General features: G+C 59.3%; 21 protein-coding genes. 12 read left to right on the forward strand and 9 right to left on the reverse strand.

The genetic code is table 11. The annotated features are described in order from the left end of the window. Positions 1-24: 24 nt before the first annotated feature. The 3 genes from KYE_RS19730 to KYE_RS19740 are packed head-to-tail and all read left to right on the forward strand — an operon-like array spanning position 25 to position 3,555. Complete coding sequence (locus KYE_RS19730; protein ID WP_008177034.1) at positions 25-1,089, forward strand: phosphotransferase; 1,065 nt, start codon at positions 25-27, stop codon at positions 1,087-1,089. Continuing rightward, positions 1,086-1,865, forward strand: a complete 780-nt coding sequence (gene surE, locus KYE_RS19735) for a 5'/3'-nucleotidase SurE (RefSeq protein WP_008177035.1) — start codon at positions 1,086-1,088, stop codon at positions 1,863-1,865. The genes KYE_RS19730 and surE overlap by 4 nt, the downstream gene beginning before the upstream one ends. Before the next feature lie 22 nt (positions 1,866-1,887). Then, positions 1,888-3,555 (forward strand): long-chain fatty acid--CoA ligase, encoded by a 1,668-nt coding sequence (locus tag KYE_RS19740; RefSeq protein WP_008177037.1) that lies wholly within the window; start codon positions 1,888-1,890, stop codon positions 3,553-3,555. 5 nt (positions 3,556-3,560) lie between these two features. Here KYE_RS19740 and KYE_RS19745 read toward each other — a convergent pair whose 3' ends face one another. Genes KYE_RS19745 through KYE_RS19765 form a run of 5 tightly spaced genes read right to left on the reverse strand, consistent with a single transcriptional unit; the run spans position 3,561 to position 8,387 of the window. Further along, entirely contained in the window at positions 3,561-4,019 is a 459-nt protein-coding gene (locus KYE_RS19745) for a MaoC family dehydratase (protein ID WP_008177039.1), read from the reverse strand. 21 nt (positions 4,020-4,040) lie between these two features. After that, the gene (locus KYE_RS19750) at positions 4,041-4,799 is read right to left on the reverse strand and encodes a class II aldolase/adducin family protein (RefSeq protein ID WP_008177041.1); all 759 of its coding nucleotides are present in this window, start codon (positions 4,797-4,799) and stop codon (positions 4,041-4,043) included. Positions 4,800-4,842: 43 nt separating this feature from the next. After that, a complete protein-coding gene (locus KYE_RS19755) occupies positions 4,843-5,979 on the reverse strand; it encodes an acyl-CoA dehydrogenase family protein (protein ID WP_008177043.1) in 1,137 nt (378 codons plus the stop codon). A 10-nt stretch (positions 5,980-5,989) separates the two neighbouring features. Next, the gene (locus tag KYE_RS19760; RefSeq protein ID WP_008177045.1) at positions 5,990-7,186 is read right to left on the reverse strand and encodes an acyl-CoA dehydrogenase family protein; all 1,197 of its coding nucleotides are present in this window, start codon (positions 7,184-7,186) and stop codon (positions 5,990-5,992) included. A gap of 31 nt (positions 7,187-7,217) precedes the next feature. Beyond that, positions 7,218-8,387: an acyl-CoA dehydrogenase gene (locus tag KYE_RS19765; RefSeq protein WP_008177046.1), complete on the reverse strand. Its 1,170-nt coding sequence runs from the start codon at positions 8,385-8,387 to the stop codon at positions 7,218-7,220. 202 nt (positions 8,388-8,589) lie between these two features. Between KYE_RS19765 and KYE_RS19770 the strand changes: the two genes are divergently transcribed. Continuing rightward, positions 8,590-9,945 (forward strand): hypothetical protein, encoded by a 1,356-nt coding sequence (locus tag KYE_RS19770; protein ID WP_008177048.1) that lies wholly within the window; start codon positions 8,590-8,592, stop codon positions 9,943-9,945. 6 nt (positions 9,946-9,951) lie between these two features. Here KYE_RS19770 and KYE_RS19775 read toward each other — a convergent pair whose 3' ends face one another. After that, entirely contained in the window at positions 9,952-10,881 is a 930-nt protein-coding gene (locus KYE_RS19775) for a 2-hydroxyacid dehydrogenase (RefSeq protein WP_008177050.1), read from the reverse strand. A 275-nt stretch (positions 10,882-11,156) separates the two neighbouring features. Here KYE_RS19775 and KYE_RS19780 point away from each other — a divergent pair, with 275 nt between their 5' ends. The 5 genes from KYE_RS19780 (at position 11,157) to KYE_RS19800 (ending at position 18,316) form a co-directional block, all read left to right on the forward strand. After that, positions 11,157-11,981, forward strand: a complete 825-nt coding sequence (locus KYE_RS19780) for an IclR family transcriptional regulator (RefSeq protein ID WP_008177052.1) — start codon at positions 11,157-11,159, stop codon at positions 11,979-11,981. A gap of 287 nt (positions 11,982-12,268) precedes the next feature. After that, entirely contained in the window at positions 12,269-14,362 is a 2,094-nt protein-coding gene (locus KYE_RS19785) for a 3-hydroxyacyl-CoA dehydrogenase NAD-binding domain-containing protein (RefSeq protein ID WP_008177054.1), read from the forward strand. 164 nt (positions 14,363-14,526) lie between these two features. Beyond that, positions 14,527-15,711 carry an acetyl-CoA C-acyltransferase gene (locus KYE_RS19790; protein WP_008177056.1) on the forward strand — a complete coding sequence of 395 codons (1,185 nt, stop codon included), beginning with the start codon at positions 14,527-14,529 and terminating at the stop codon, positions 15,709-15,711. Positions 15,712-15,783: 72 nt separating this feature from the next. Then, positions 15,784-16,890 carry a zinc-binding dehydrogenase gene (locus KYE_RS19795; protein ID WP_008177059.1) on the forward strand — a complete coding sequence of 369 codons (1,107 nt, stop codon included), beginning with the start codon at positions 15,784-15,786 and terminating at the stop codon, positions 16,888-16,890. 10 nt (positions 16,891-16,900) lie between these two features. Next, entirely contained in the window at positions 16,901-18,316 is a 1,416-nt protein-coding gene (locus KYE_RS19800) for an aldehyde dehydrogenase family protein (protein ID WP_008177061.1), read from the forward strand. A 162-nt stretch (positions 18,317-18,478) separates the two neighbouring features. Here KYE_RS19800 and KYE_RS19805 read toward each other — a convergent pair whose 3' ends face one another. Continuing rightward, on the reverse strand, positions 18,479-19,060 hold the full coding sequence (locus KYE_RS19805) for a QsdR family transcriptional regulator (RefSeq protein WP_008177064.1): 582 nt from the start codon (positions 19,058-19,060) through the stop codon (positions 18,479-18,481). A 160-nt stretch (positions 19,061-19,220) separates the two neighbouring features. Here KYE_RS19805 and KYE_RS19810 point away from each other — a divergent pair, with 160 nt between their 5' ends. The 3 genes from KYE_RS19810 to msrB all read left to right on the forward strand — a co-directional run bounded on the left by KYE_RS19810 (position 19,221) and on the right by msrB (position 22,727). Further along, a complete protein-coding gene (locus tag KYE_RS19810) occupies positions 19,221-19,922 on the forward strand; it encodes a response regulator transcription factor (RefSeq protein ID WP_008177066.1) in 702 nt (233 codons plus the stop codon). A gap of 2 nt (positions 19,923-19,924) precedes the next feature. Then, complete coding sequence (locus KYE_RS19815; protein ID WP_008177069.1) at positions 19,925-21,424, forward strand: ATP-binding protein; 1,500 nt, start codon at positions 19,925-19,927, stop codon at positions 21,422-21,424. A 79-nt stretch (positions 21,425-21,503) separates the two neighbouring features. Beyond that, the gene (msrB, locus tag KYE_RS22270) at positions 21,504-22,727 is read left to right on the forward strand and encodes a peptide-methionine (R)-S-oxide reductase MsrB (protein ID WP_008177071.1); all 1,224 of its coding nucleotides are present in this window, start codon (positions 21,504-21,506) and stop codon (positions 22,725-22,727) included. Position 22,728: 1 nt separating this feature from the next. Here the strand turns inward: msrB and KYE_RS19825 are convergent, their stop codons facing one another. Further along, the gene (locus tag KYE_RS19825; RefSeq protein ID WP_008177073.1) at positions 22,729-23,457 is read right to left on the reverse strand and encodes a 3'-5' exonuclease; all 729 of its coding nucleotides are present in this window, start codon (positions 23,455-23,457) and stop codon (positions 22,729-22,731) included. Continuing rightward, the gene (locus KYE_RS19830) at positions 23,450-25,324 is read right to left on the reverse strand and encodes a putative nucleotidyltransferase substrate binding domain-containing protein (RefSeq protein WP_008177075.1); all 1,875 of its coding nucleotides are present in this window, start codon (positions 25,322-25,324) and stop codon (positions 23,450-23,452) included. The genes KYE_RS19825 and KYE_RS19830 overlap by 8 nt, the downstream gene beginning before the upstream one ends. Positions 25,325-25,461 lie beyond the last annotated feature (137 nt).

The raw sequence follows: 25,461 nt of genomic DNA on the forward strand, positions 1-25,461 counted from the left end.
CCCAAAACTGAAGGCAAAACAAAAATGAGCATCACCCCAGAGCTGGTAGACGTCCTCCCGGCCCACAAATTCGATGAAGCCAGACTCCTGACCTGGCTGCAGCAGACCATACCGGGCTTCGGCACAAGGCTGGATGTCCGGCAATTCCAGGGGGGCCAGTCCAACCCCACGTTTCTGCTGGACACCGACAGCAGCCAATACGTGCTGCGCAAAAAGCCGCCTGGCAAAACCCTGCCCTCCGCCCACATGGTAGAACGAGAGTACAAAGTCATGCGTGCCCTGTCCGAGCACACCAGTGTCCCGGTGCCAAACACCCGGGCTCTGTGCGAAGACAGCAATGTCATCGGCACCCCGTTCTACGTCATGGACTATCTTGAGGGCCGTATTGTCAGCCACTCGGCGCTGCGGGCGCTGGATCGCCAGGAACGGCTGCCGGCCCATCACTCGGCCATCGACACCCTGGCGCGCCTTCACTCGGTGGATGTGAAGGCGGTCGGTCTTGGTGACTTTGGCAGGCCGGAAGGTTATGTGGCCCGGCAGGTGGCTCGATGGAGCAAACAGTACCTGGCTTCCAAAACCGACGAGCTTCCGGCAATGGACAAGCTTATGGCCTGGCTTCCGGAGAACCTGCCCTCGACCGACGAATGCGCCATCGCCCATGGCGATTACCGCTTTGGCAATCTGATGCTGGCGCCGCAGCGGCCCGAGGTTATTGCCATCCTCGACTGGGAGCTGTCCACCCTCGGTCACCCGCTGGCGGACCTGGCGTATTACTGTCTGCCGTACTACCTGCCGTCGGACCTGCAGGGCATGCGAGGACTGCAGGGAGAAGACCTGGAGGCGCTGGGTATTCCGGACGAACAGGAAACCATTGCCCGATACTGTCGGCAGACCGGCCGGGACGGCATCGCCGACTGGCACGTGTTCCTGGCGTTTTCCCTGTTCCGGCTGGCGTCTATTCTTCAGGGTGTCTACAAGCGGGCTCTGGATGGCAATGCCGCCAATGCCGATGCCCTGGAGGTTGGCCGGCGGGCCAGCCTTCTGGCCGATGTCGGCTGGCGGATTGCCAGTGAGGGACCATCGTCATGAACGATCCCATGGTCAAACGCATCCTAATCACCAATGATGACGGCATCAACGCGCCAGGCCTGAAAGTGCTCGAGCAGATCGCCCGCAACCTGGCCGAGGAGGTCTGGGTGGTGGCGCCGGAGCATGATCGTAGCGGCGCCGGCCAGAGCATCTCCATTCATGATCCTTTGCGGGTGTATGAGCAGGGTGACAGGCGCTATGCAGTCTCCGGTACGCCGGCGGACTGTGTGCTTTATTCGCTGGCCCGGTGGTTCGGGGAAACCCCGCCGGATCTGGTGCTTTCCGGGGTGAACTGCGGGGCCAATATCAGCGATTCCGTGCAGTATTCCGGAACCGTCGGCGCGGTGCTGAGTGCCGAACATATGGGCATACCTGCCATGGCACTGAGCCAGGCGTTTCTGAGTCGCGAAGGCGTGGACTGGTCGCCGGTTTCCATTCATGGCGAGGCCATCATCAGGCAGCTGTGGCAGCCAGGTCTGAATCGGGCCTGGAACGTCAACTTTCCCGCCTGCGAGGCGGCCGCCATCAGCCGGGCCCGGTGGTGCCGGGAGTCCAACGGCTCCATACAGCGCGCCCGCCTGCAGGCGGGTCAGGATGCCCGCAGTCTGCCGTACTGGTGGCTGGGATTTGATCGCAGTTCGCGTCACATTGTGGCGCCCGATGAAGACGCCAGCGTGCTGCGGGACAAAGCCATCGCCATTACGCCATTACGCCACCAGGACCGCCTGCCCGGCGGCGCTGACGTTTTTGATTTGGCCGCATCAGCGGCCCACTGAACCGAAAAAGGGGATCACAACAATGCCATTTACCCGCCATCACGCCGTGTGGCCCAGGGAACTGCCCAAAAGCCTGGCCTTGCCACGAACCAGCGTGTTTACCAACCTTGAGATTTCGGCGCGGCGCTATCCGGACCGTAACGCCATCGTTTTCTACGATGCACCCATGACCTACAGCCAGCTGTTCCGGGAAGTGGAGGCCATGGCCGGCTACCTGCAGGCTCAGGGCGTCGCTAAAGGTGATCGGGTGTTGCTGTACATGCAGAACTCCCCGCAATACGTCATTGCCTATTACGCCATTCTGCGGGCGGATGCCGTGGTAATCCCTATCAACCCGATGAACCGAGCGGCGGAACTGGAGCACTTTGTTGCTGATACCGGTGCCAATGTCTGCCTCGCAGGTCAGGAACTGGCCGGCTTTATTGCCCCGTTGCTGGAGACCACCGATCTCAACCACATCGTGGTAGCTTCCTACAGCAGCTATATCGCCCCGGACACCGATCTGGCCTTGCCAGCGGAAGTCGCCGCTCCAGCCTGGTCAGAGGACCTGGCCGGCATGGTCAGCTGGGAGCAGGCGCTGGCGGAAGGCCATGCGCCCTCGGCGCACACCGCAGGCCCGGCCGATCTCTCCGTGATTCCCTACAGTTCCGGCACCACCGGCGCGCCGAAGGGCTGCATGCACACTCATCGCAGCGTGATGGCTACCGCCGTGCACCGGGCCTTCTGGAACCTGAGCACCGCCAGTACGGTGCAGCTGGCCACCTTGCCATTCTTCCACGTCACCGGCATGACCGGTTCCATGAACAGCCCCATCTACAGCGGCTCCACTACAGTGATCATGACTCGCTGGGAGCGGACCACCGCGGCGCGGCTGATCGAAAGGTATAAAGTCACCGGCTGGACCAACATTGTCACCATGGCGGTGGACTTCCTCTCCAACCCCGACATTGGCCGGTACGACCTGTCGAGTCTCACCACCATCGGCGGGGGCGGGGCTGCGATGCCAGAGGCCGTGGCCGCCAAGCTCAAGGCCATGACCGGTCTTGATTATATTGAGGGGTATGGCCTTTCAGAAACCATGGCAGCCACTCACATCAACCCCTCGAGCCGTCCGAAGCCCCAGTGCCTCGGCATCCCGGTGTTTGATGTCGACAGCCGGATCATTGATGTTGACACCCTGCAGGAAAAAGGCCCTGGCGAGACCGGCGAAATCGTCTCCAGCGGGCCGCAGGTTACCATCGGGTACTGGAACCGGCCCGCGGAAACCGAAACTGCGTTTGTGGAGATCGATGGCAAGCAGTTTTTCCGCACCGGCGATCTGGGTTACTACGATGAGGAGGGCTATTTCTTCATGGTCGACCGGGTCAAGCGGATGATCAACGCATCCGGTTACAAGGTCTGGCCGTCCGAGGTGGAGGGCCTGATGTACCGCCATCCCGGGATTCATGAGGTCTGCATTATTTCCTCGCCGGACCCGAAGCGCGGAGAGACCGTTAAGGCCTGCATCGTGCTGACTCCGGAGGCGGAGGGAGAAACGAGCGAAGAGGACATCATCGCCTGGTGCAAGGAGCAGATGGCAGCCTACAAGATTCCCACCCTGATCGAGTTTGTCGACCAGCTGCCAAAGTCGCCAACCGGTAAGCTGATGTGGCGGGCGCTGCAGGAAGAGGAGTGGGAAGCCAAGTCCTGAGCGACTCAGCTCCGCACATACATGGCGAGATGTTCGGCTACGCAGGCGGGCTTTTCCCCGCCTCGGATTTCCAGGGTGGTGCGATAGGTGGCCAGCGTCCGCTGCTCATCTACCCTGGTCACGTCCAACAGCTCCATTTTGCTGCGGATCTGCGCGCCGGCTTTTACCGCTGCCGGGAAGCGCAGCTTGTTAAGCCCGTAATTGATACTGGCGCTCTTGCCTCGCACATTGATGACCTGTTGATTCAGCAGGGGAATCAGTGATGCCGTCAGAAATCCGTGCGCTACGGTGCTCTTCCAGGGCGACTCTCGCCTGGCTCTCTCCACATCAAGATGTATCCATTGATGATCGCCGGTGGCATCGGCGAAGGCCTGTATCATTTCCTGGCTGATGGTTTTCCAGGGACTGTGGCCAATCACCGAGTTCTTGTGATGGGTCAGATCGTCCAGTTGCACTGTCAGCATAGCCGTAGTCCCCGCTGGGCGTCAGACCGCATAACCCGGATTCTTGCTGTCCAGAAGTCGGATCAGTGCCGGCCAGGTCAGTTTCGCTGCCATGCCCAATTGTTGCGACTGATCGGCGGTGGTGCGAATGGCCTGTTCCGAGGGTAGGTGGGTGGGGCCACAGCTCTGGGCCTTGACCTGGATCTCGCAGGCTTTCATCAGGAAATACAGGTAGGTAAAGGTCTCCGGTACGTCCTTGCCTGCGGTCAGCACGCCGTGGTTGCGCAGTATCATCATGGACCGGTTGCCCAGGTCCCGGATCAGCCGATCGCGTTCGTCCAGATTGAGTGCCACGCCTTCGTACTCGTGATAGCAGAGGTGGTCGAGGCACAGCATGGCAGTCTGGCTCAGGGGCAGCAGGCCGTCCCGGTGTGCCGATACTGCGACCCCGTCCGGTGCGTGCAGGTGCATCACCGCGCCGGCATCGTCCCGGCCCATATGCACCGCGCTGTGAATGGTGAAACCGGCGGGATTGACGCGTCCCAGGCCGGCTGCCTCCACCACTTGGCCTTCCTGGTCGACCTTGACCAGCGACGAGGCGGTGATTTCATGAAACAGCAGTCCGTAAGGGTTGATCAGGAAGTGGTGATCCGGCCCGGGTACCCGGGCCGAGAGATGGGTGAACACCAGATCATCCCAGCCGAACAGGGCCACCAGCCGATAGGCGGCGGCCAGCTCGGTGCGGACCTGCCACTCGGCTTTCCTGAGATCCTGTTCCGTTGACGGTTCATTTGTTGTCATTATTGATCTCTTCGGGCCCAAGATTTCGTTTGTTTGCGGACCTTTACTTTAGCAGGGCCGCAAAGCGCTCCAGATGGAAGTCGTCGTCGCCCAGTTGATGGTTGATCATCACAAGCCGCTTGGCGTAGTGGGCAAAGTTGTACTCCCAGGTCATACCGATACCGCCGTGGGACTGGATGCCCTGCTCGGAAATGAACTGGCCACTGCGGCCAATCACATTCTTGGCGGCGGCCAGAATCCGGCGGCGCTCGTCGCTCTGGGGCTCGTCGGCAACGCTGGCTGCCAGGATGGCCATGGAGCGGGCCTGCTCAAGCTCCGACATCATATCCACCATTCGATGCTGAAGTACCTGGAATTTGCCGATGGGTACGCCGAATTGTTTGCGCTGTTTCAGGTACTCCAGAGTCAGGTCACAGGCCACTTCCATGGCGCCCACAGCCTCACCGCATAAAGCGGAAATGGCGCGTCCGGCCTGGTATTCAATGACTTCTGCGGCCTTGCCTTCTTCACCGAGCAGGGCACCGGGGCCCAGCTTGACGTTGTTCAGGAACAGGTCGCAGCCCCTGGAACCATCAATGGTGGGGTAGGTGCGATGTTCCAGCCCTTCGGCATCGGCGCTGATCAGGAACAGGCTGATGCCATCGGCATCGCGGCTGTTGCCGGAAGTACGGGCAGAGACGACCAGTACATCGGCACAGTGGCCGCCAATGACCACGGCCTTGCGACCGTTCAGCACGTAGCCGTCCCCGGACTTCTCGGCACGGGCTTCCACGTCATTCAGGTCGTAAAAGCTCTGGGGCTCCTGAAGACCGACAGCTGCGCGTGTCTCGCCGCTGGCGATGCCGCCAAGCCATTGTTCGTGCTGCTCACTGTTGCCGGCCTGGCTGATCAGCCCGCCACCGAGAACCACGGACTGGAGGTAAGGCTCGATACACAGGCCTCGACCCAGTTCGGTCATCACGCTTTGCACTTCAACGCCAGTACCGCCAAATCCACCGAGTTCCTCCGGAAAGGGGACGGCGGTCAGACCCAGTTCACCCAGCTGTTTCCAGAAGTCGGCGCTGAAGCCCAGCTCCGATTCGCTGTATTCCAGGCGTTTCTCAAAACTGTATTCACCGCGCACCAGGCGGGCCACGGTGTCCTGCAGCATCTGCTGCTCTTCGTTGAGTCGGAAATCCATGGTCGCCTCCTTAAAGCCCGAGAATCATTTTCGACACGATATTCTTCTGGATCTCGTTGGATCCGCCGAAAATCGACAGCTTGCGGTTGTTGAAGTACTGGGGAGTTACCGGTGCGGCGTTCTCGTCCGAGAGGAAATCGCCGTCGTAATCCAGGTCCATTTCCTCTTCCACAAACGGGATGGCATAGGGACCAATGGCTCGGCGGGCCAGGTCGTTGATGGTCTGACGGATTTCGGTACCGCGTACTTTCAGCATGGAGCTTTCCGCACCCGGCATGCCGCCGCCTTCCACCGAGGCGATAATGCGCAGGTTGCTGATTGACGCCGCCATCAGGTCAATCTCAACCTTGGCAATGCGCTGGCTGAACGACGCATCCTCTATTAGCGGGCGACCGTTCTTGGTCCGGCGGGTCGCCAGCTCCTTCAGGTGCTGCAATGCGGCTTTGGAAATGCCGATGCCGGCCAGACCGGTGCGTTCGTAGGTCAGCAGGTACTTGGCGTAGGTCCAGCCCTTGTCTTCCTCGCCCACGAGATTCTCCACGGGAACTTTCACATCCTCGAAGAACACTTCGTTAACTTCGTGCTCGCCATCAAGAGTGATGATAGGGCGCACGGTAATGCCTGGGGTGTCCATGTCCATCAGCAGGAAGGAAATGCCTTCCTGCGCTTTCACCTCGGTATTGGTGCGAACCAGGCAGAAAATCATGTTGGCGTGCTGGCCCAGGGTGGTCCAGGTTTTCTGGCCATTCACAATGTAATGGTCGCCGTCGCGCACTGCCCGGGTCTTGAGAGAGGCCAGGTCCGAGCCCGCGCCCGGCTCGGAATAGCCCTGGCACCACCAGTCTTCGCCAGTGAGAATGCGTGGCAGGTATCTCTGTTTCTGCTCTTCGGTGCCAAACTTGATAATCACTGGCGCCACCATGTTTACGCCGAAGGGTACAGAGCGCGGTGCGCCATAGCGGGACGACTCTTCGTCCCAGATGTGCTTCTGAACAGGACTCCAGTTCACACCGCCGTATTCTTCCGGCCAATGGGTGGCGTACCAGCCCTGTTCATTGAGGATCTTTTGCCAGCGCTGATGGTCTTCTTTGGATAGCCGGCGGAACCCCTTTACCTTGGCGGCGATATCCGCAGGCAGTTTCTCATCCAGGAATGCGCGGACTTCGTCACGGAAAGCGAGTTCCTCGGCGGTGTAGTTCAAGTTCATGGGGAAAACCTCGTTCGCGTTGATCTGTCTATCAGCTGAAAGCCTGGATGCCGGTCTGTCCGCGACCCAGAATCAGGGCGTGGACGTCGTGGGTACCCTCGTAGGTGTTCACCGCCTCGAGGTTCATCACGTGGCGAATCACATGGTACTCGTCGGAAATGCCGTTACCGCCGTGCATGTCCCGGGCAACCCGGGCGATGTCCAGGGCTTTGCCACAATTGTTGCGCTTGAGCAGTGAAATGGCGTCCGGTGTTACCGTGCCGGCATCCATCATCCGGCCCAGCTGGAGAACCGCCTGCAGGCCGATGGTGATCTCTGTCTGCATGTCCACCAGCTTTTTCTGGACCAGCTGGTTGGCAGCCAGGGGCTTGCCGAACTGTATGCGCTCCAGGGTGTAATTGCGGGCGGCATGCCAGCAGAACTCGGCAGCACCGAGCGAACCCCAGCTAATGCCAAAACGGGCCTTGTTCAGACAGCTGAAGGGGCCTTTCAGGCCCTCTACGTCCAGACGATTCTCTTCCGGAACGAACACCTCATCCATGAAGATGGAGCCGGTCTCCGACGCCCGCAGGGAGAATTTGCCCTCGATCTTCGGCGCGTCCAGACCTTTGGCGCCTTCGCGCTCAATTACAAAGCCGTTCACCTTGCCATCAAACTTGGCCCAGACTACAAAGATGTCGGCAATCGGGGAGTTGGTGATCCAGGTCTTGGAGCCACTTAGCAGGTACCCGCCATCAACTTTCTTGGCACGGGTTTCCATGCCGCCGGGATCGGAGCCATGGTTGGGCTCGGTCAGGCCGAAACAGCCAACGTATTCACCGGAGGCCAGCTTGGGCAGGATGCGTTTTTTCATCGCTTCCTGACCGTAGGAATAGATCGGGTACATGACCAGGGAGGACTGAACGCTCAGGGCTGAACGATAGGCGGAATCCACCCGTTCCACTTCCCGGGCAATCAGGCCGTAACAGACGTGGTTCAGCCCCGGGCCGCCGTATTCCTCCGGCAGGGTCGCACCCAGCATGCCGAGTTCGCCCATCTGGTTGAAGATAGTGCGGTCGAACTTCTCATGCCGGTTGGCCTCGGTGATGCCGGGCATCAGTTGCTGGTCGCAGAAGCTGCGAATACTGTCTCGGACCTGGCGTTCGGTTTCGTCCAGTTGTGAGTCGAAATCCAGCAGGTCATTCCAGGGTGCGAAAGCCATTTGTAGTCTCCTGAAAGCGAATATCGGGTGTCCGGTTGAGGTCCGGTTATAGGGACACCGGACCAATCTGTGCTATCTTTGTGTTAACACAGTTTCATTAAGCGAAACTGTGTTTTGTAATTCGATATTGAAAGACTAATCCGGGTGTTGTGGAAATGCAAGCAGTGTTCAAATCTGACTGGGCGCTCCTGCCGTGAGCAATATGCTGAAGTGGCTCGTGTCCCTGGCTGTGGTAACAGAGCTGGTGGCCATCTGCCTTGGGCATCGCGAACTGAGCGCGTTCGCCGGCGTTATGTTTGTCGGGGCCTTCCTGCTCGGCATTGGTGCAGGGCACCTTCAGGGTTACGCGCGGGTGTTGCTGGTGATTGCACTGGCAGTGCTCGGAGCCTTTGCTGTACAAGGCTCCCTGAATACCGCGCAATTGGTGAAAGCGGCCTCCGATGCGGCCTTTTATTCGGCTTTTCTGGGCAGCCTGGGAATGATGCAGTGCCTGGTACGCCGGTTCGAGGTGCTGCGCCGGATTCATGATGTGCTGCTGGGTGGCAAGCCAGTGTTGCTCTATCCCAAGTACGCCCTGGTCAGCTGTGGTGTTGCAACGGTGTTGAGTTTTGGAATGATGAGCCTGTTGTGCGGCACACTTGCTGAGACCCTTCGTGAGCGGGGCATTACCGGCGAATCCCGTCTGCAGTGGCTGCGTAGCGTCCTGATCAGTGCCCTGAGGGGCTTTGCGCTGGTGCCGCTGGTGGCGCCCACCAGTGTCGCTGTAGCAATTCTTACCCGGGAACTGCCCCAGTTGAGCTGGTCCCAGCTGTTGCCGTTCGGATTGGTAGCCGCATTGTTGATGGTGTTGATTGGCTGGGTGCTCGAGCAGAGCCGGTTTCGCAAGATCAGCAATGAGCGTGTCGCCGTTGAAGGCTGGCTGCCGGGTACCGGAAGTCTGCTGGCGCTGATCCTCGTGGTCTTCTCGCTGATGGCGGCACTGGTGGCGACGACCGGGTTCAAGGTATCGGTAGCGGCCATGCTTTCCGTCCCGACCGTAACCCTGATCTACATGTTGTGGCAGGAACGTGGGCTGATACCGGTTTTGCGAGAGGGCGCGGGCCAGGTGTGGAACATGCACAACGAGATGGCCATTTTCGCCGCCTCTGCAATCCTCGGTGTGGCATTGTCCGCAGTGATACCGGCCGATGCCCTGGCCGGCCTGGTGGCCACAGGGAGCGGCGTTTTCCTGGTGGCCGTTCTGGGCATGCTAATGATGCCGATGTTCTCGATGATCGGAGTTATTCCGATCACGGTCTTGAGTGTTCAGGCCGGTTTGTTGCCACAGCTGGTTGCTGAGGGTATGCACCTTCTGCCGGTGGCCGTGGCCCTGGTGATTGGCTTCTCCCTGGCCATGATGCTTTCGCCCTTCGGCCCCTCGGTGATGCTGCTATCCAGGTTCGGGCAAATCTCACGGTGGGTTGTGGCGTTTCGCTGGAACGGTCTGTTCGTGCTGATCGCCCTGCCGCTGCTGCTGGTACTGACGGCTCTGGTGGCCTGGCTGACGCCGGGCCACTAGCTCAGATCAGTATCCCCTTTCAGTATCCACGACCCCGGTAATCGGGCGGCCCTGGGCATGATCCCGGATTTTTCCGGTGATCTGTTCCAGGGTGGCGTCCCGCAGGGTTCTGGCGGAAATGTGAGGCGTGATGGTGATGTCCTCCCGCTGCCAGAAAGGATGATCCTCGGGCAGAGGCTCTTTGCGGAACACATCCAGGGAAGCCTTTCGCAGTATGCCCTCGTCCAGAGCTCTGAGCAGATCGTCCTCCACCAGATGTTCACCCCGGCCAACGTTGATCAGCACGGCACCCGGCTGGAGCTGGCTCAGCAGATCATAGTTGATGATGTCCCGGGTTTCGTCGGTCAGGGGCAGGGTGTTCACCAGAACCCGTGTCGATTTCAGAAACCCGGCGAGCTGGTCCGGACCGGCATGGGTGCTGACACCCTCCAGGCTGTGCTCTCCTCGCGCCCAGCCGCTCACCCGGTAATCCAGAGCTGCCAATGTTCGTGCCACGCGCTTGCCGATATGGCCAAGCCCCATAACGCCCACGGGCCACTCGCTGCGCTTCATGGGGCGGTGAATTTTCCAGACGCCTTGGCGTTGCTGCTCCCGATAGGTTTCCATTTCGCGGTTTGCTTCCAGAAGCTGATGCAGCACGTACTCAGCCATCTGCGCCGACATGCCCGCGTCTTCCAGGCGCACTACGGTCAGATCTTTCGGCAGGTTCGGCACCTTCAATAGCCCGTCAATGCCGGCTCCCAGGTTGAATACCGCCTTCAGGTTCTTCTCCCGTTCGAACAGGGCTGAAGGTGGTTGCCAGACGATGGCGTAGTCCGCGTTGACCGCCGGCCCGTCCGGATCCCAGACGTAAATCTCTGCATCTGGCAGGAGTTCGCGGATGGGGACTGTCCAGCGTTCGGGTTTGGGATCGCCTGCCACAAAAAGAATCTTCATTTCGCCTCCGGGGTCGCCACGGGGTTTGATGGCTGCTAACGTGTTTTGCAATGCAGAATAAAGTATCGAGTTGGATGGGTAAAGGCGGTACGAAATACCGCAATGCGAGTTTCATTTTGAAACATAACTACCAATCGTTTCATATTTGGTACGGATTTTGACAATACTTTCTGGTACTTGATTTCTGCAGCGATTAAAATGATGAATCCTTAATTATTCACCATATTAATACACCGGTTACCGGAGCGGGCGACGCGGTTGGAGGACGTCCCATTATGGCAGGAAAAAAGCAGATCTCACCCGAACTGAAAGTGGCATCCACTGACGGTAAGCCCGTGAAGCCGGAAAAAGACCGCAAGTTTGTCGAGGCCCTGTCCCGCGGCCTGGACGTGCTCCGCGCCTTCAGCCAGGGTCCTGTCATCCTGGGGAACCAGGACATCGCCCGCATCACCGGGCTGCCCAAGCCGACCGTGTCGCGGATGACCTACACCCTCACCAAGCTGGGTTACCTCAGCTACAACACCCAGCTGGAGAAATACCAGCTGAGCTCCGGGGTGCTGGCACTTGGCTATGCCTACGTGTCCAATCTCAAGGTGCGTCAGCTGGCCAAACCCTACATGGACGAGTTCGCTCGCCAAACCAACATGTCCGTTGGCCTCACCTGCCGGGACCGGTTGCATATGATCTACGTGGAAAACCGTCTGCCACCGGAAGCCTCCCTGTTGCGGATGGATATCGGCCTGAAACTGCCGATGGCCAGTACCTCCGCCGGCCGCGCCTACTACTGTGCCGTCAGCGACAAGGCTCGCCTGGTGATTGACGACGCCATGGCCGAAAAATATGGTGATGCCTGGCCAGAGAAGAAGCAGGGCCTCGACCAAGCCATGAAGGACTACAAGGAACACGGCTTCTGCCTGTCCATCGGCGAGTGGGACCGCAACATCAACTCCGCTGGCGTGCCCATTCATCTGCAGGATGGCACCATCATGGCTCTGACCTGTGCCGCACCGTCTTACCTGGTGCCGGCCGAAAAGCTTCGCGGTTCCATTGCCCACCAGTTGGCCATGCTGGCAGGTGATATCGAATCGCTGGGTGTTTGATAACAGTCGTGAAGTAACGAAGGGAGGTGGCGAGCAGGCCCTACAGAAACCGTGCGGAGCCATGGATGGCGGAGCCGAGCGTACAAGGATGTATTCACAGCGTGTTTCTGTAGGGCCTGCTCGCCACCTCCCGACAAACTCCAAACCAAGAAACCGCAGAAGAACCCCTGCGGTTTTTTTGTGCCTGTAGTTTAATGGGTGGTTGAAACCACAAACGAACTTGTATTAAATCGTACGCATGTTTCGCTAGTTAAAACCACATTTCAGAAAGAATGCGAGGAGAAATCATGTCTGAGGTCGTTAGCTATAACCGGGAAGGCAACATCGGCGTTATTACCGTGAACTACCCGCCGGTAAACGCCCTCGGGCAGGCTGTTCGTTCCGGTCTGCTCGCAGCCCTGGAGCAGGGCCAGAAAGATACAGAGGCCAAGGCACTGCTGCTGGTTTGCGAAGGGCGCACCTTTATTGCCGGTGCCGACATCCGTGAGTTCGGCAAACCCATGCAGGAGCCCACACTGCCGACACTCGTGAATACCTTTGAAAACAGCGACAAGCCGCTGGTTGCCGCGATCCATGGCACCGCCCTGGGTGGTGGTCTGGAAACCGCACTGAGCTGTCACTACCGGGTTGCGGTCAGCAGTGCCAAGGTGGGCCTGCCGGAAGTCAAGCTGGGCCTTCTGCCCGGTGCCGGTGGCACACAGCGGCTTCCGCGCCTGACCGGTGCCCAGAAAGCACTGGAGATGATTACCACCGGCGAGTTTGTCGGCGCCAACGATGCCCTGGCCCTGGGCATTCTTGATGCCGTAGAGGAAGGCGACGATATCCGCGCTGTAGGCATGGCCTATGCGCAGAAAGTGGTCGACGAAGGCAAGCCGGTACGTCGTGTTCGCGATATCACCGACAAAATCGACGCGGACAAGGGCAGCGATGTCTTTGACCAGTTCCGTGACGAGCTGAAGAAGCGGGCCCGCGGTCTGTTCTCTCCGTTCAAGTGTGTCGACGCTGTGGAAGCGGCCTTCAATCTGCCTTTTGACGAAGGCATGAAGCGCGAGCGGGAGCTGTTCATGGAATGCATGGAGTCACCCCAGCGCGCTGGTCTGATCCATTCGTTCTTTGGCGAGCGTGAGGTCTCCAAGGTCAAGGGGCTGCCGAAGGATACTCCGGTTCGTGACGTCAAGAGCGTTGGCATTATCGGCGCCGGCACCATGGGTGGCGGTATTGCCATGAACTTCGTCAATGTGGGCATTCCGGTCACCATCGTGGAAGTAAAACAGGACGCTCTGGACAAGGGCCTGGCCATTATCCGCCGCAACTACGAGAACTCCGCCAAGAAGGGCAAACTGACCCAGGAGCAGGTGGAGCAGCGGATGGCGCTGATCACCACGAGCCTGACCTACGACGATTTCCGGGACGTTGATCTGGTGATCGAGGCGGTGTTCGAGGACATGGCCATCAAAAAAGAAATCTTTGCCAAGCTTGATGAGGTCTGCAAGCCGGGTGCGATTCTGGCGTCCAACACCTCAACCCTGGATATCGACGAGATTGCGTCTGCCACCAAGCGCCCGGAAGACGTGGTGGGTATGCACTTCTTCAGCCCGGCTAACGTGATGAAGCTGCTGGAGAACGTGCGTGGCAGCAAGACCTCCGATGAGGTCAAAGCCACGGTGATGGCGGTTGCCAAGAAGATCAAGAAAGTGGGCGTCATGGTGGGTAACTGCTACGGCTTTGTCGGCAACCGGATGCTCCACAAGCGCGGCACCGAGGCCATGTCCCTGGTGGACGAGGGCGCCACCCCGCAGCAGGTCGACAAGGTGCTGACCGATCTCGGTTTCCCCATGGGCCAGTTCGCGATGTCTGATCTTGCAGGGATCGATGTCGGCTATCGCATCCGGGAAGAACGGCGCAAGGCCGGTGAAGACATCCCGGCCAGCTGGATGGACAAGCTTGCGGAGCAGGGTCGCCTTGGCCAGAAGACCCAGGCAGGTGTATACAAGTATGAGGAAGGCAGCCGCAAGCCGATTCCTGATCCGGAAGTGGAGCAGCTGATCGAGCAGTTCCGCAAGGAGCAGGGGATCACGCCCCGGGAGATTTCCGACCAGGAAATCCTCGAGCGCTGCGTGTATGTGATGATCAATGAGGGCGCGAAGATCCTGGAGGAAGGCATCGCCGATCGTCCGCTGGATATCGACATTGTCTGGATCTACGGCTATGGCTTCCCGGCCTATCGCGGTGGCCCCATGTTCTGGGCCGATCAGGAAGGTCTGGACACCATTCTCTCAGCGGTTAAGAAGTACCAGGATACCGTTGGTGGCGAGCAGTGGGAGCCGGCGGCTCTGCTCGAGAAGCTGGTTGCTGAAGGCCGTAAGTTCGCTGACCTGTAACTTGGCGGGCGGGTCGCGGGGCGGGGTGTCTTTTCCTTTGGGAAAAGCAACTCGCTTTGCTCAGACATCTTTTCCCGGCGGAAAAGACACCCCGCCCCACGACCGGCTTAGCTGAGTGTTTAGGCTAACCCGACCTACATGTTTCAAAAATTGAGGGCATTGTTATGTCTGATGCAGTAATCGTCTCCACCGCGCGCACCGGCCTTGCGAAATCCTACCGGGGCTTTTTGAACAACACGCACAGCGTGGATATGGCAGGTCACGTTATCAAGCATGCTGTTGAGCGCGCAGGTATTGATCCGTCTATTGTTGAGGATGTGATCATGGGCGCGGCCTACCAGGAGGGCGCCCAGGGCCGGAATATTGCCCGTCTGGCGGCCATCCGCGCCGGTCTTCCGGTGACCACTGCCGGGTTCTCCATTAACCGGTTCTGCAGCTCGGGGTTGCAGTCCATTGCCCTGGCGGCACAGCGGGTGGTGTCCGAGAAAGTACCCGCCATGGTGGCCGGGGGCGTTGAGTCCATTTCCCTGGTGCAGAACGAGAAGATCAATAGCTTCCACGCCACCAACGAGTGGCTGATGAAGAACAAGCCCGAGCTGTACCTTTCGATGATTGAGACGGCGGATATTGTCGCCAAGCGCTACAACGTCAGCCGTGAAGCCCAGGATGAGTATTCGCTGATCTCCCAGCAGCGCACGGCGGCGGCCCAGCAGGCTAGCAAGTTTGACGATGAGATCGTGCCTTTCGATGCCACCATGCTGGTCAAGGACAAGGAAACCGGTGAGGTCAGTGAAAAGCAGGTGACCCTGAAAGGTGACGAGTGTAATCGCCCGAATACGACCCTTGAGGGCCTGGCGGGTCTGGAGCCGGTGCGTGGTCCGGAGCAGTTCATCACGGCGGGCAACGCCAGCCAGCTGTCGGACGGCGCCTCCGTTTGCACGGTGATGAACAGCACCTATGCCGAGAAGCACAACATTGAACCCATGGGTATTTTCCGTGGCTTCGCTGTGGCGGGTTGTGAGCCGGATGAGATGGGCATCGGCCCGGTGTATGCGATTCCGCGCCTGCTTGAGCGCAATGGTCTGACCATGGATGACATTGATCTGTGGGAACTGAACGAAGCCTTCGCGTCGCAGGTGATTTACTGTCGTGACCGCCTGGGCATTCCCATGGAGAAGCTGAATGTAAACGGCGGCTCAATTTCCATCGGCCACCCCTTTGGTGTTACCGGCGCCCGCCAGACAGGCCACGCCCTGATCGAAGGCAAGCGCCGTGGGGCGAAATACGTGGTGATCACCATGTGCATCGGCGGTGGCCAGGGTGCTGCTGGCCTGTTCGAGGTGGTTTGAAGCCGGCCTGTATGAGATCGGGGTCAGAAGAATGCTTTCTTTCGACCCCTTGTTGACCAAAAGGGGAAATGCATGGACAGACAAGCAAAAGCCGTCGTCTGCCGGGAATGGGGGCAGCCTGTTCAGGTGGAAACCATCACGGTGGAAGGTCCCAAGCGGGATGAAATCACCATCAAGATCGCGGCCTGCGGCGTTTGCCACAGCGATCTGTCCGCCACCACGGGTAAGATTCCCTACCCGCCTCCCCTTGTATTGGGGCACGAAGCCGCAGGCGTGGTTGTCGAAGTCGGTGAGGGCGTCACGGCCTTCAAGGAAGGCGACCATGTGGTGAGTACCTTCATATCCATGTGCGGCAAATGCAGCCAGTGTGTTCGTGGCCGCCCGGTGCTCTGTGAGAACGCCCGCAAGGCCATGTTCAACCTGCCGGATGGCACGGTCAGAACCAAAGGCGCGGACGGCGAGCCCCTGAACGTCTTCGGCGCCTGCGGCGTGATGGCCGAGTTCGCCACCATGCACGTGGACAACTGCGTGAAAGTGGACGAAACCGTGCCGATGCAGAACGCCGCCCTGGTGGGTTGCGCTGTGATGACCGGTGTCGGCGCTGTCTTCAATACGGCAAAGCTGGAGCCCGGCTCCCGAGCCGCCGTGTTTGGCATCGGTGGCGTTGGCCTCAACGCGATCCAGGGCTGCGTGACCGCCGGCGCCGAGATGATCGTGGCGGTGGACAGCAACCCCGCCAAGCTGGCGATGGCGAAAGAGTTTGGTGCCACCCACACCGTGAATATCAACGAGGTGGAGGACGCCGCCAAGGCTGTGAAGAAAATGACCGGCGGCGTTGACTACGCCTTCGAATGCGTCGGTGCCGGGCCGGTGGTGGAACAGGCCTACAAGAGTCTGGGCCGTGGCGGTACCGCCGTGGTCGTGGGTGTGGCAGATCCGAAGGACAAGACCTCGCTGACCACCCTCACCCTGCCGGCGGACGAGCGAACCTTGAAAGGCAGCTGGCTGGGTTCGGCAAGGCCGCAGCACGATTTCCCCAGGATCCTGGGTCTTTACAAGGCTGGTAAACTCAAACTGGATGAACTGGTTACCCGTACCTACACCATAGAAGAAGCCGCACAGGCGTTCGATGATATGGTGGCAGGCAAGAACGCCCGTGGCGTTATCGTATTTGAATGAAGGGGGAAGCATGAACGAGCTGAACAGGAACTACATCAACGGCCAATGGGTTAGCTGGGCCGGTGACATGATCGACGTTCACGAAGCTGGCACCGGTGACGTGATTGCCCGCGTTCCCGCCGCCGGCGCGGATGAAATGGAACAGGCCATTGCCGCCGCCGATGCGGCGTTTGAAAGCTGGTCGGAAAGCACCCTGGAAGAACGGATCAAGGTGCTGGAACAGCTGCACGCGGGCCTGAAAGAGCGCGCGCCGGAAATCGCCGAGACCGTCTGCCGGGAAGTGGGCATGCCCATCAAGCTGGCCACGCCGATCCAGGCTGGTATGCCGGCAGCCGTGACCAAGAGCTACCTGAAACTGCTGCCCGACTTCCCGTTTACCGAACAGTCCGGCAACTCCGAGGTGCAATATGCGCCGGTCGGTGTGGTTGGTTGCATTACCCCCTGGAACTACCCGTTGCACCAGGTGATCCTGAAAATCGTTCCGGCGATTGCGGCCGGTTGCACCGTGGTGCTCAAGCCTTCGGAGATCGCCCCCCAGACGGCGTTTATCCTTGCCGAGATCCTCGATGGCACAGACCTGCCCAAGGGCGTGTTCAACATGGTGTGCGGCTATGGTCATACCGTGGGTGATACCCTGATCAAGCATCCGGATGTGCGCATGGTGTCCTTCACCGGCTCCACCCGCACCGGCAACCTGATCGCCCACGCCGCAGCCGATGACTTCAAACGCTTTGCTCTGGAGATGGGCGGCAAATCCGCCTCCGTGATCCTCCCGGACGCCGACCTGGCGGCTGCTGTTAAAGGTACCATCAACAACTGCCTGCTGAACTCCGGCCAGACCTGCACCGCACTCACCCGCATGCTGGTTCCGGCCGACAAGCACGACGAGGCCTGTGAACTGGCCGCCGCTGCCGTGGCTAAAATGACCCCGGGTAACCCGCTGGAAGAAACCACACGGTTGGGCCCGCTGTCGTCTGCCCAGCAGCGTGACAAGGTGATCGACTACATCAAACTGGGTATCCAGGAAGGTGCCAAGCTCATCGCCGGTGGGCCGGAAGCGCCCGAGGGATGCGAGAAAGGTTACTTCGTCAAGGCGACCGTCTTCGGCAACGTAAAACCGGACAGCCGCATCGCCCAGGAGGAAATTTTCGGGCCGGTGCTGTGCGTGATCCCGTACAACGACGAAGCAGAAGCGGTGAAAATCGCCAACGGCACCCAGTACGGCCTTTCCGGTGCAGTCTGGTCCGGCGACGACGCCAAGGCCAAGAAAATTGCCAGCAAGCTGCGCACTGGCCAGGTATTCGTGAACGGTGGTGCGTTTAACCCGATGGCACCGTTTGGCGGCTTCGGCCATTCCGGTATCGGCCGCGAATTTGGCAAGTGGGGACTGGAGGAGTTTCTGGAAATCCGGTCTTTGCAGCTGTAAATGCCGATAGGCTGGGCTGCCGATCGGTGGCCCTGAGAGTTAGATCGGCCACGGGGTGGGGGTGTCTTTTCTGCCGGGAAAAAATGTCTGAGCGAAGCGAGTTGTTTTTCCCGGCAGAAAAGACACCCTCGCCTCGGGGCCAGCCCCCAAAGCCTGTAAGCCCTAGGCCTTCCCCCCAAGCAAAATCCGCACGGCCGTACAGGCATCCTCCAATTCTGCTTCCCTGGGTTCGCGTCCGGCGATGATGTCGCTGTAAAGGCAGGACTCTGCCAGTCTAATCATGAAGTAAGACAGGCTGAAGATGTTCATTGGTGGCTTGATATGCCCGGCCGCTACCTGGTCTTTCAGCATCCGCGTGTTGGTTTCGACCGTGCGAGTGTGCAGGATCGACTGGGACGAGGTGAGGATCTTCAGGGCATATTCCGGGTCCTGGTTGATGAATCGCCGCAGCGGCTCGAAGTGCAGGATCGCGGAGTTGGTGCGGCGGTACACGCCGACAATGTAGTCCACGCCAGTGCCGGGCGTTTCGGCCATGGCCTGTCGCCAAAGGGGTTCGTACAGGGACCAGAGAATCTCGCCGATCAGCAGATCCTTGTTGCCGACCCAGCGAAACAGGGTGGCGCGGCCAATTCCGAGCTCATCAGCCAGCGGCGCCAAGTGAATGCGCTCACCCTTGAGCCACATGCGACGTGTTCGCTTGAACGCCTCGGCCGGTGTTGCCCTGGTTACGGTTTTGTCTGCCACTGAAACCTCATGCCCGAATTTGGATTCATTTTAACGGCTAAACCCGGAGCCGGCTATGCGCGCGGTTCTGACGGCTTGTGATGGTTTTGTGAACTTTTCCGCCTACACTCTGCCATGAAAGCATCGAAAGCCTCCGGCAAATTCAGCGAAGCCCATCACCATGACGCGAACGGTACTGATTATTGAAGACAACCCCGGCATCGGTGAGCTGGTCCGTATGCAGGTTTCAGATCTGGGAATGAAGCCCGTGCTCGTGGACCGGGGGGACACCGGCCTGGAAAGGTTCCGTGAGGGCGGCGTCGATCTGGTTATTCTGGATCTGATGTTGCCTGGCCTGGATGGTTTGGCGGTGTGCCGCGAGATTCGTGCCTGCCCGGGCTATGTGCCGGTTCTGATGTTGACGGCAAAGAGCACAGAGCTGGATCGGGTCCTGGGCCTGGAGATGGGCGCGGACGATTACCTGACGAAGCCGTTCAGCGTGGCGGAGCTGGCAGCGCGCGTCAAAGCGCTTTTCCGACGTGTAGACGCACTCTCTCAGGCAGCGCCTGCCGGCGATCAGGCTGATGAGATTGAGGTGGACGGGCTTCGGATTGATCCGGTTCGCCGGCGAGTGTTTGTGGATGATCGGGAAGTGGACCTGACCGCCCGCGAGTTCGACCTGCTCTGGCACTTTGCCTCCCATCGGGGCCGGGTGTTCAGCCGGGCGCAATTGCTCGATTCTGTGTGGGGTTACAACCATGAGGGCTACGAGCATACCGTGAACACCCACATCAACCGCCTGCGCAACAAGATTGAAGCCGATCCCGCCGACCCACGATACGTCCAGACGGTCTGGGGTGTTGGCTATCGGTTCATGGATTAGCGATGGCCCTGTCTGTCTTCCGCACCCTTTATGCCCGGCTGGCGATCGGTCTGTTCCTGCTGCTGCTCGTGGTGGGTGGGCTCTTTACCTTTCTGAGTCTGGCTTCGGTGAGGGAATACTCGGCTGCGGTCAACCAGCAGCTGAACCGCGACCTCGCCCGTAACCTGGTGTCTGACCGCAACCTGGTAACCGATGGCAAGCTCAACCGCGATGCCCTGAAGCAGCTCTTCGAGCTGTACATGACCATCAACCCCAGTATTGAAATCTACCTGCTGGATACCGAAGGTAATATCCTTTCCTACTCCGCCGACCCGAACAAGATCAAGCGCAACCGGGTATCCCTGGAACCGGTACGCACGCTGCTTGAAAACCCGGGCGCTTACCCACTGCCCGGCGATGATCCGCGCAGTCATGACCGGCGGAAGGTCTTCTCGGTAACGCCGGTGCCTTCGGCTGCGGATCCAACGGGTTATCTGTACGTGGTTCTGCGCGGCGAGGAGTACGACCTGGCCGAGAGCATGGTGCACAGTAACCGGCTCCTCCAGTTAGGCGCGGGCGCGCTGGCGGTGAGCCTGTTCGTCGGCTTGCTGGCCGGGCTGGTGTTCTTCCGGTTGCTGACGCGTCGGCTTTCGCGGCTGACCGAGCGGGTGGAATCCTTCGAGCGCGGCATGTCTCCGGAGCGCGCCGCCGCGGTGGCGTGCAAAGGCGATGACATTGATTACCTGGCCGCCCGGTTCGATCAGATGGCCCAGCGAATTGTTGCCCAGCTGGACCTTCTGAAACACAAGGATGCCCAGCGCCGGCAGCTGGTTGCCCAGGTCTCCCACGACCTTAGAACGCCACTGGCATCCATCCAGGGTTATATCGAAGCATTGCGCATGAAACAGGACACGCTCGCCGCCGAGGAGCGGGCACGTTTCCTGGATGTGGCCCTGACCGAAAGCCACCGGCTTGGTCGTCTTGTGGAGGAACTGTTTGAACTTGCCGCACTGGATGCCCGGGAGAAACAGCCGAAGACGGAACCGTTTGTGGTTGCCGAACTGCTGCATGACGTGGTGCAGAAGCACCAACCCGAGGCGGAGCGCGCAGGCGTTGCCCTGTCGATTGTTTCCGTCGCTCCGGTCCAGGTGCTGGCGGATATCGCCATGACCGAGCGGGTATTGGATAACCTGATCAGCAACGCCCTCAGCCATTCGCCGAAAGATACGGAGATCACACTGGGCGTTGTCGAACAGGCCGGGGGTGCGCAAATTACCGTCGCCGACGCTGGCCCCGGTATCGATGATGAGGACCTGGAGCACGTCTTCGAACCCTTTTATCAGGCCGCAGGTGCGTCCAGGACGGGCCATGCCGGTCTGGGGCTCGCGATTGCCCAGCGAATGGTGACGCTGCAGCAGGGAAAACTCTCGGTACGCAATGCCGATGGCGCCGTTTTCAGTGTCTGGCTGCCCCTGGCCCGCGACAGCTCGGTCGCGGGCGGCGAAAAATCCACAGCGTTATGAATTCGTAATACCTGGTGAACGTTTTCGTGAATCCACCGCCCTACGCTGTAGGTATGGAATCACGTGAAGGAGATATCTGATGAAACGCAAGATTATGGGTCTGTTTTCCGCAGTGGCATTTGTCTCTGCAGTTGGTCTGTTCACCACCTACGCGGTTGCCGAAAAGTCGGAGTCGCAGATGAGCAAATACGCACCGGATCAACCGGGTCTGGCCGTGGCGACCTTTGCTGGCGGTTGTTTCTGGTGTGTTGAGGCCGGGTACGAAAAGCGGGTGCCGGGCGTGGTGGAAGTAGTCTCGGGCTATTCTGGTGGGAAAGAGGCAAGCCCCTCCTACAAGCAGGTTGCCTCGGGGCAGACTGGCCATACCGAAGCGGTACAGGTCTATTACGACCCCAACGAAATGACATACGAGGGCTTGTTGCAGGCGCTCTGGCGGATGATGGACCCGACCGATAATCAGGGTCAGTTTGTGGACCGCGGCCAGCAGTATCGTCCTGCTATTTTCTACCATAACGCTGAGCAGAAGCGCCTGGCCGAGGCGGCCGTTGCAGAATTGGAGGCATCCGGAGTTTACGAGAAACCCGTGGTGATCGAAATCGTGCCGTTTGAGAAATTTTACCCGGCGGAGGAATACCACCAGGATTATTACGACAAAAACCCGGTGCGCTACAACTTCTACACCTTCAACTCTGGACGCTATCAGTTTATCGAGAAGGTGTATGGCGAAGATTACGAGCTCGATTACACCCGGTTCCAGGAGAATGCCACAGTGGACGCCAGTGACGATCTGGTGGGCGATGAAAGCGCCAGCACAGAGCCCGGCCAGATGGGCGTTGGCTTCGATCCGGCAAGCTTTGAAAAGCCTGCTCAGGATGTCCTGAAGCAGCGCCTGACGGATATGCAGTACGAGGTGACCCAGGAAGACGGCACCGAGCCGGCGTTTAACAACAAATACTGGGACAACAAGAAGCCAGGACTCTACGTGGATATTGTCTCCGGCGAGCCGCTGTTTTCTTCACGGGACAAGTACAAATCCGGTACCGGCTGGCCCAGCTTTACCCGGCCGATCACACCAGACGCGGTGGTGGAACGTGAGGACAACTCGTTCTTCATGACCCGTACGGAAATCCGCAGCAGCCACGCGGATTCCCACCTTGGCCATGTCTTCAACGATGGCCCTGCGCCAACCGGACTACGCTACTGCATGAACTCCGCGTCTATGGACTTTATCCCGCTGGAGAAGATGGAAGAGGCCGGTTATGGCAAATGGGTTGATGACGTCAGACCAGAGAGCGACGCCTGACTCACAACCACAAATCCGCCACCCGGGTGTCCCGGCTGAAATGGTGCAACACCTGGGCCTGCAGGAGTTCAGCCGTGGCAACCGCATCAATCAGGGCGTTGTGGGCGGCATAGTGAGGCAGCCCATAACGCAGCCGGCTATCAGCCAAGCGAATCGACACGGGCTTCTTCCCCAGCAGTTGTTGCCAGCGTGACGGGTTTCGGTCCGGGTGCAGGTGAGCCTCAATGGCCATGGTATCGATCAACGGAAACCGGATTCCTTCCCCCAAGCGCCATTGCAGGGCAACGTCGAAGAACGATCTCTCGATGTTGCGGTAGTGAACCACGGGGATACGCCCATTCAGGCTGGCAAACAGATCCTTCAGGATATCGTTCAAATCCGGGGCCTGGTCGATATCACTGTGGGTAATGCCGTGGATAGTAATCGAGGTCTGGTGTAGCGGGAGCTTGGGCCGCACGATCCAGTGGCGGGCTTTGCCCAGCTGGATGCCGTCGAGCGTAAACGGCACCAGACCGATACTGACAATCGAATGTTGATTGGCGTCCAACCCGGTGGTCTCGAAATCGAGCGCGACAAAGGGCACCTCGGATAAGGGCGTCTCCGGCGACACACACCCACTCTCGTAATAGGCTTTAAGAATCGGGGACTTGCTCTGCTCCGCCAGGGCCTTGAATTGCTCGGGCCATGGCAGGCGTGTAACAGAATTCTCGGCCTGCTCCTCACTAGACATTACGGGCCACCCCGGCGTGATACCGGAATTTCAGGAACTTCTGGGCACCGCTGACTACCTGGAACGCATCCTTGAGATGGCTGCGCTCAAACGGTGAAAGGTCTTCGGGCCGTACGTTGTTGTCCGGCTGCCGGTCAGCCTCGATTGCCAGGGCCTGGTGTCGGATACGAACGATGGAGATAAACTCAAGCGCATCCCTCAGGTTGCCCAGATCGTCGTCCAGCAGGAGCTTGGTGTTGCCAATGGCTTTCAGTCGTTCGAACGAGTTCTGTGCACGGGAGCCGCAGGCCAGGGCATGAACCCGGATCAGATCCGACAGGGGCGCTGTTCCGCGACGTTTCAGGTTGAAGGTCTTCTGGTGCTTGCCATCCTCTTCCAGCACGAAAGTCCGGAAAAAGCCGATCGGCGGCGTGCGGTTCAGGGCGTTGCGCGCCAGCATTGCCAGGAACCGCTGGCTGTTGCTGGCTTTGTCCGCCACCAGTGTCTTGAGCTGTTCGGCAAAGTCGGTCTCGCCGTAGATGCCATCCAGATCAAAGAAAATATTGCTGTTTAACAGAGCCTCGGCTTTCGGATTATCAATCCAGTCGGTGAAGTAGTCCTTCCAGACGCGCAGTGGCTGCCGCCATTTCTGGTTGGTGGCCATGATGTCGCCGGTGCAGTAGGTATAGCCGCACTCCGCAAGGCCATCGCTGACAAATTTCGCCAGCGCCAGGAAGTATTCGTCGTGTTCTTCCGGCACAAAGCTGTCGTCCAGGATCATGGCGTTATCCTGGTCCGTGACCACCAGCTGCTCGTCCCGCGCCATGGAGCCGAGGGCCAAAAAGCAGTAGGGCACGGGTGGGGGGCCGAGTTTCTCCTCGCCCAGCGCCAGCAGACGTTGTGTAAAGCTGCGCCCGATGCCGGCCATGGCACTGCCAATCATGTGGGAGTTGGCATCTTCGTTCACCATGCGAACAAAGCTGTCCCGCACATCCAGGCTGATCTTCTTCAGCCCTTTTACATCCTGCTGATGGTAGATGTTGCTGACCAGGTATAGGCTGCTCTGACTCTCGTACTTTACGATGTCAGACAGCGCAATCACCCCGCGAACCTCATCCCGATCCATCACCGGAAGATGGTGCACATTGTTGTGCAGCATGGTGAGCATGGCCTCGAATATGAACATGTTCGAGCGGATGGTGATCAGATCCTCCGACATGATCTCGCTGATCGGAGTTTCCGAGGCCAGGGCTTCGCTAAGGGCCCGGGTGCGCAGGTCCCGGTCGGTAATGATGCCCTTGAGCAGGGGCTTTTCACCTTCCTCGTCCATCAGCAGCAGTGCGGAGACGCCGTTTTCGGTCATGATCCGCGCCGCTTCCTGCAGGCGAACGGTGTGGGGCGCTGATACCGGCTCCCGGGCAATCAACCGGGTAACCTTGGATGTCATCAGTTGGTTGGACTTTTCCCGACGGGAAACGGCAGAGCGCAGGCGACTGCGGTCTTCAATCTCGACGAAATCGGCGAAGTTGTCGTCATTTTCCCACAGGTACTGGAAGATTTCTCCCGGAATCTTGTAGACCAGTGTGTCTTCCAGGGCTTTTGCCGGAAATCGCACTTTCCGGTTCATCAGGAGGCCAAACTGGCCGAATATTTCGCCTTCGCTGATGCGGTTATACAGCTCGCCCGAACGCCGATAGATTTCTACCGCGCCACTGCGCACGTAATAAAGCCAGTTACTGGGCTCGCCGAATTCCAGGATCTGGCTGCCGGCCTTGAAGTAGACTACCTCAATACCGCCCACCACCCTGTCGAGCAGCTCCTCCGCCATCTCGTCAAACGGCGGGTACTGGGCCATGTGATTGCGGATGTCGATGAGCTCGGCCTGCATAAAACTCCCTGATAATCGGTTGTTAACTCTTTTGAGTGTTCAATATAGCAGGGGCTATGGAGGGTAACCATTGGGCTGGTGGAAAGGTTCTATGCTGCGTTCGGAAAAGCGAGGCTACTAAGGATTTGGCCGGCACT

It is taken from the genome of Marinobacter manganoxydans MnI7-9, assembly GCF_000235625.1.
GTDB classification, from domain to species: domain Bacteria; phylum Pseudomonadota; class Gammaproteobacteria; order Pseudomonadales; family Oleiphilaceae; genus Marinobacter; species Marinobacter manganoxydans.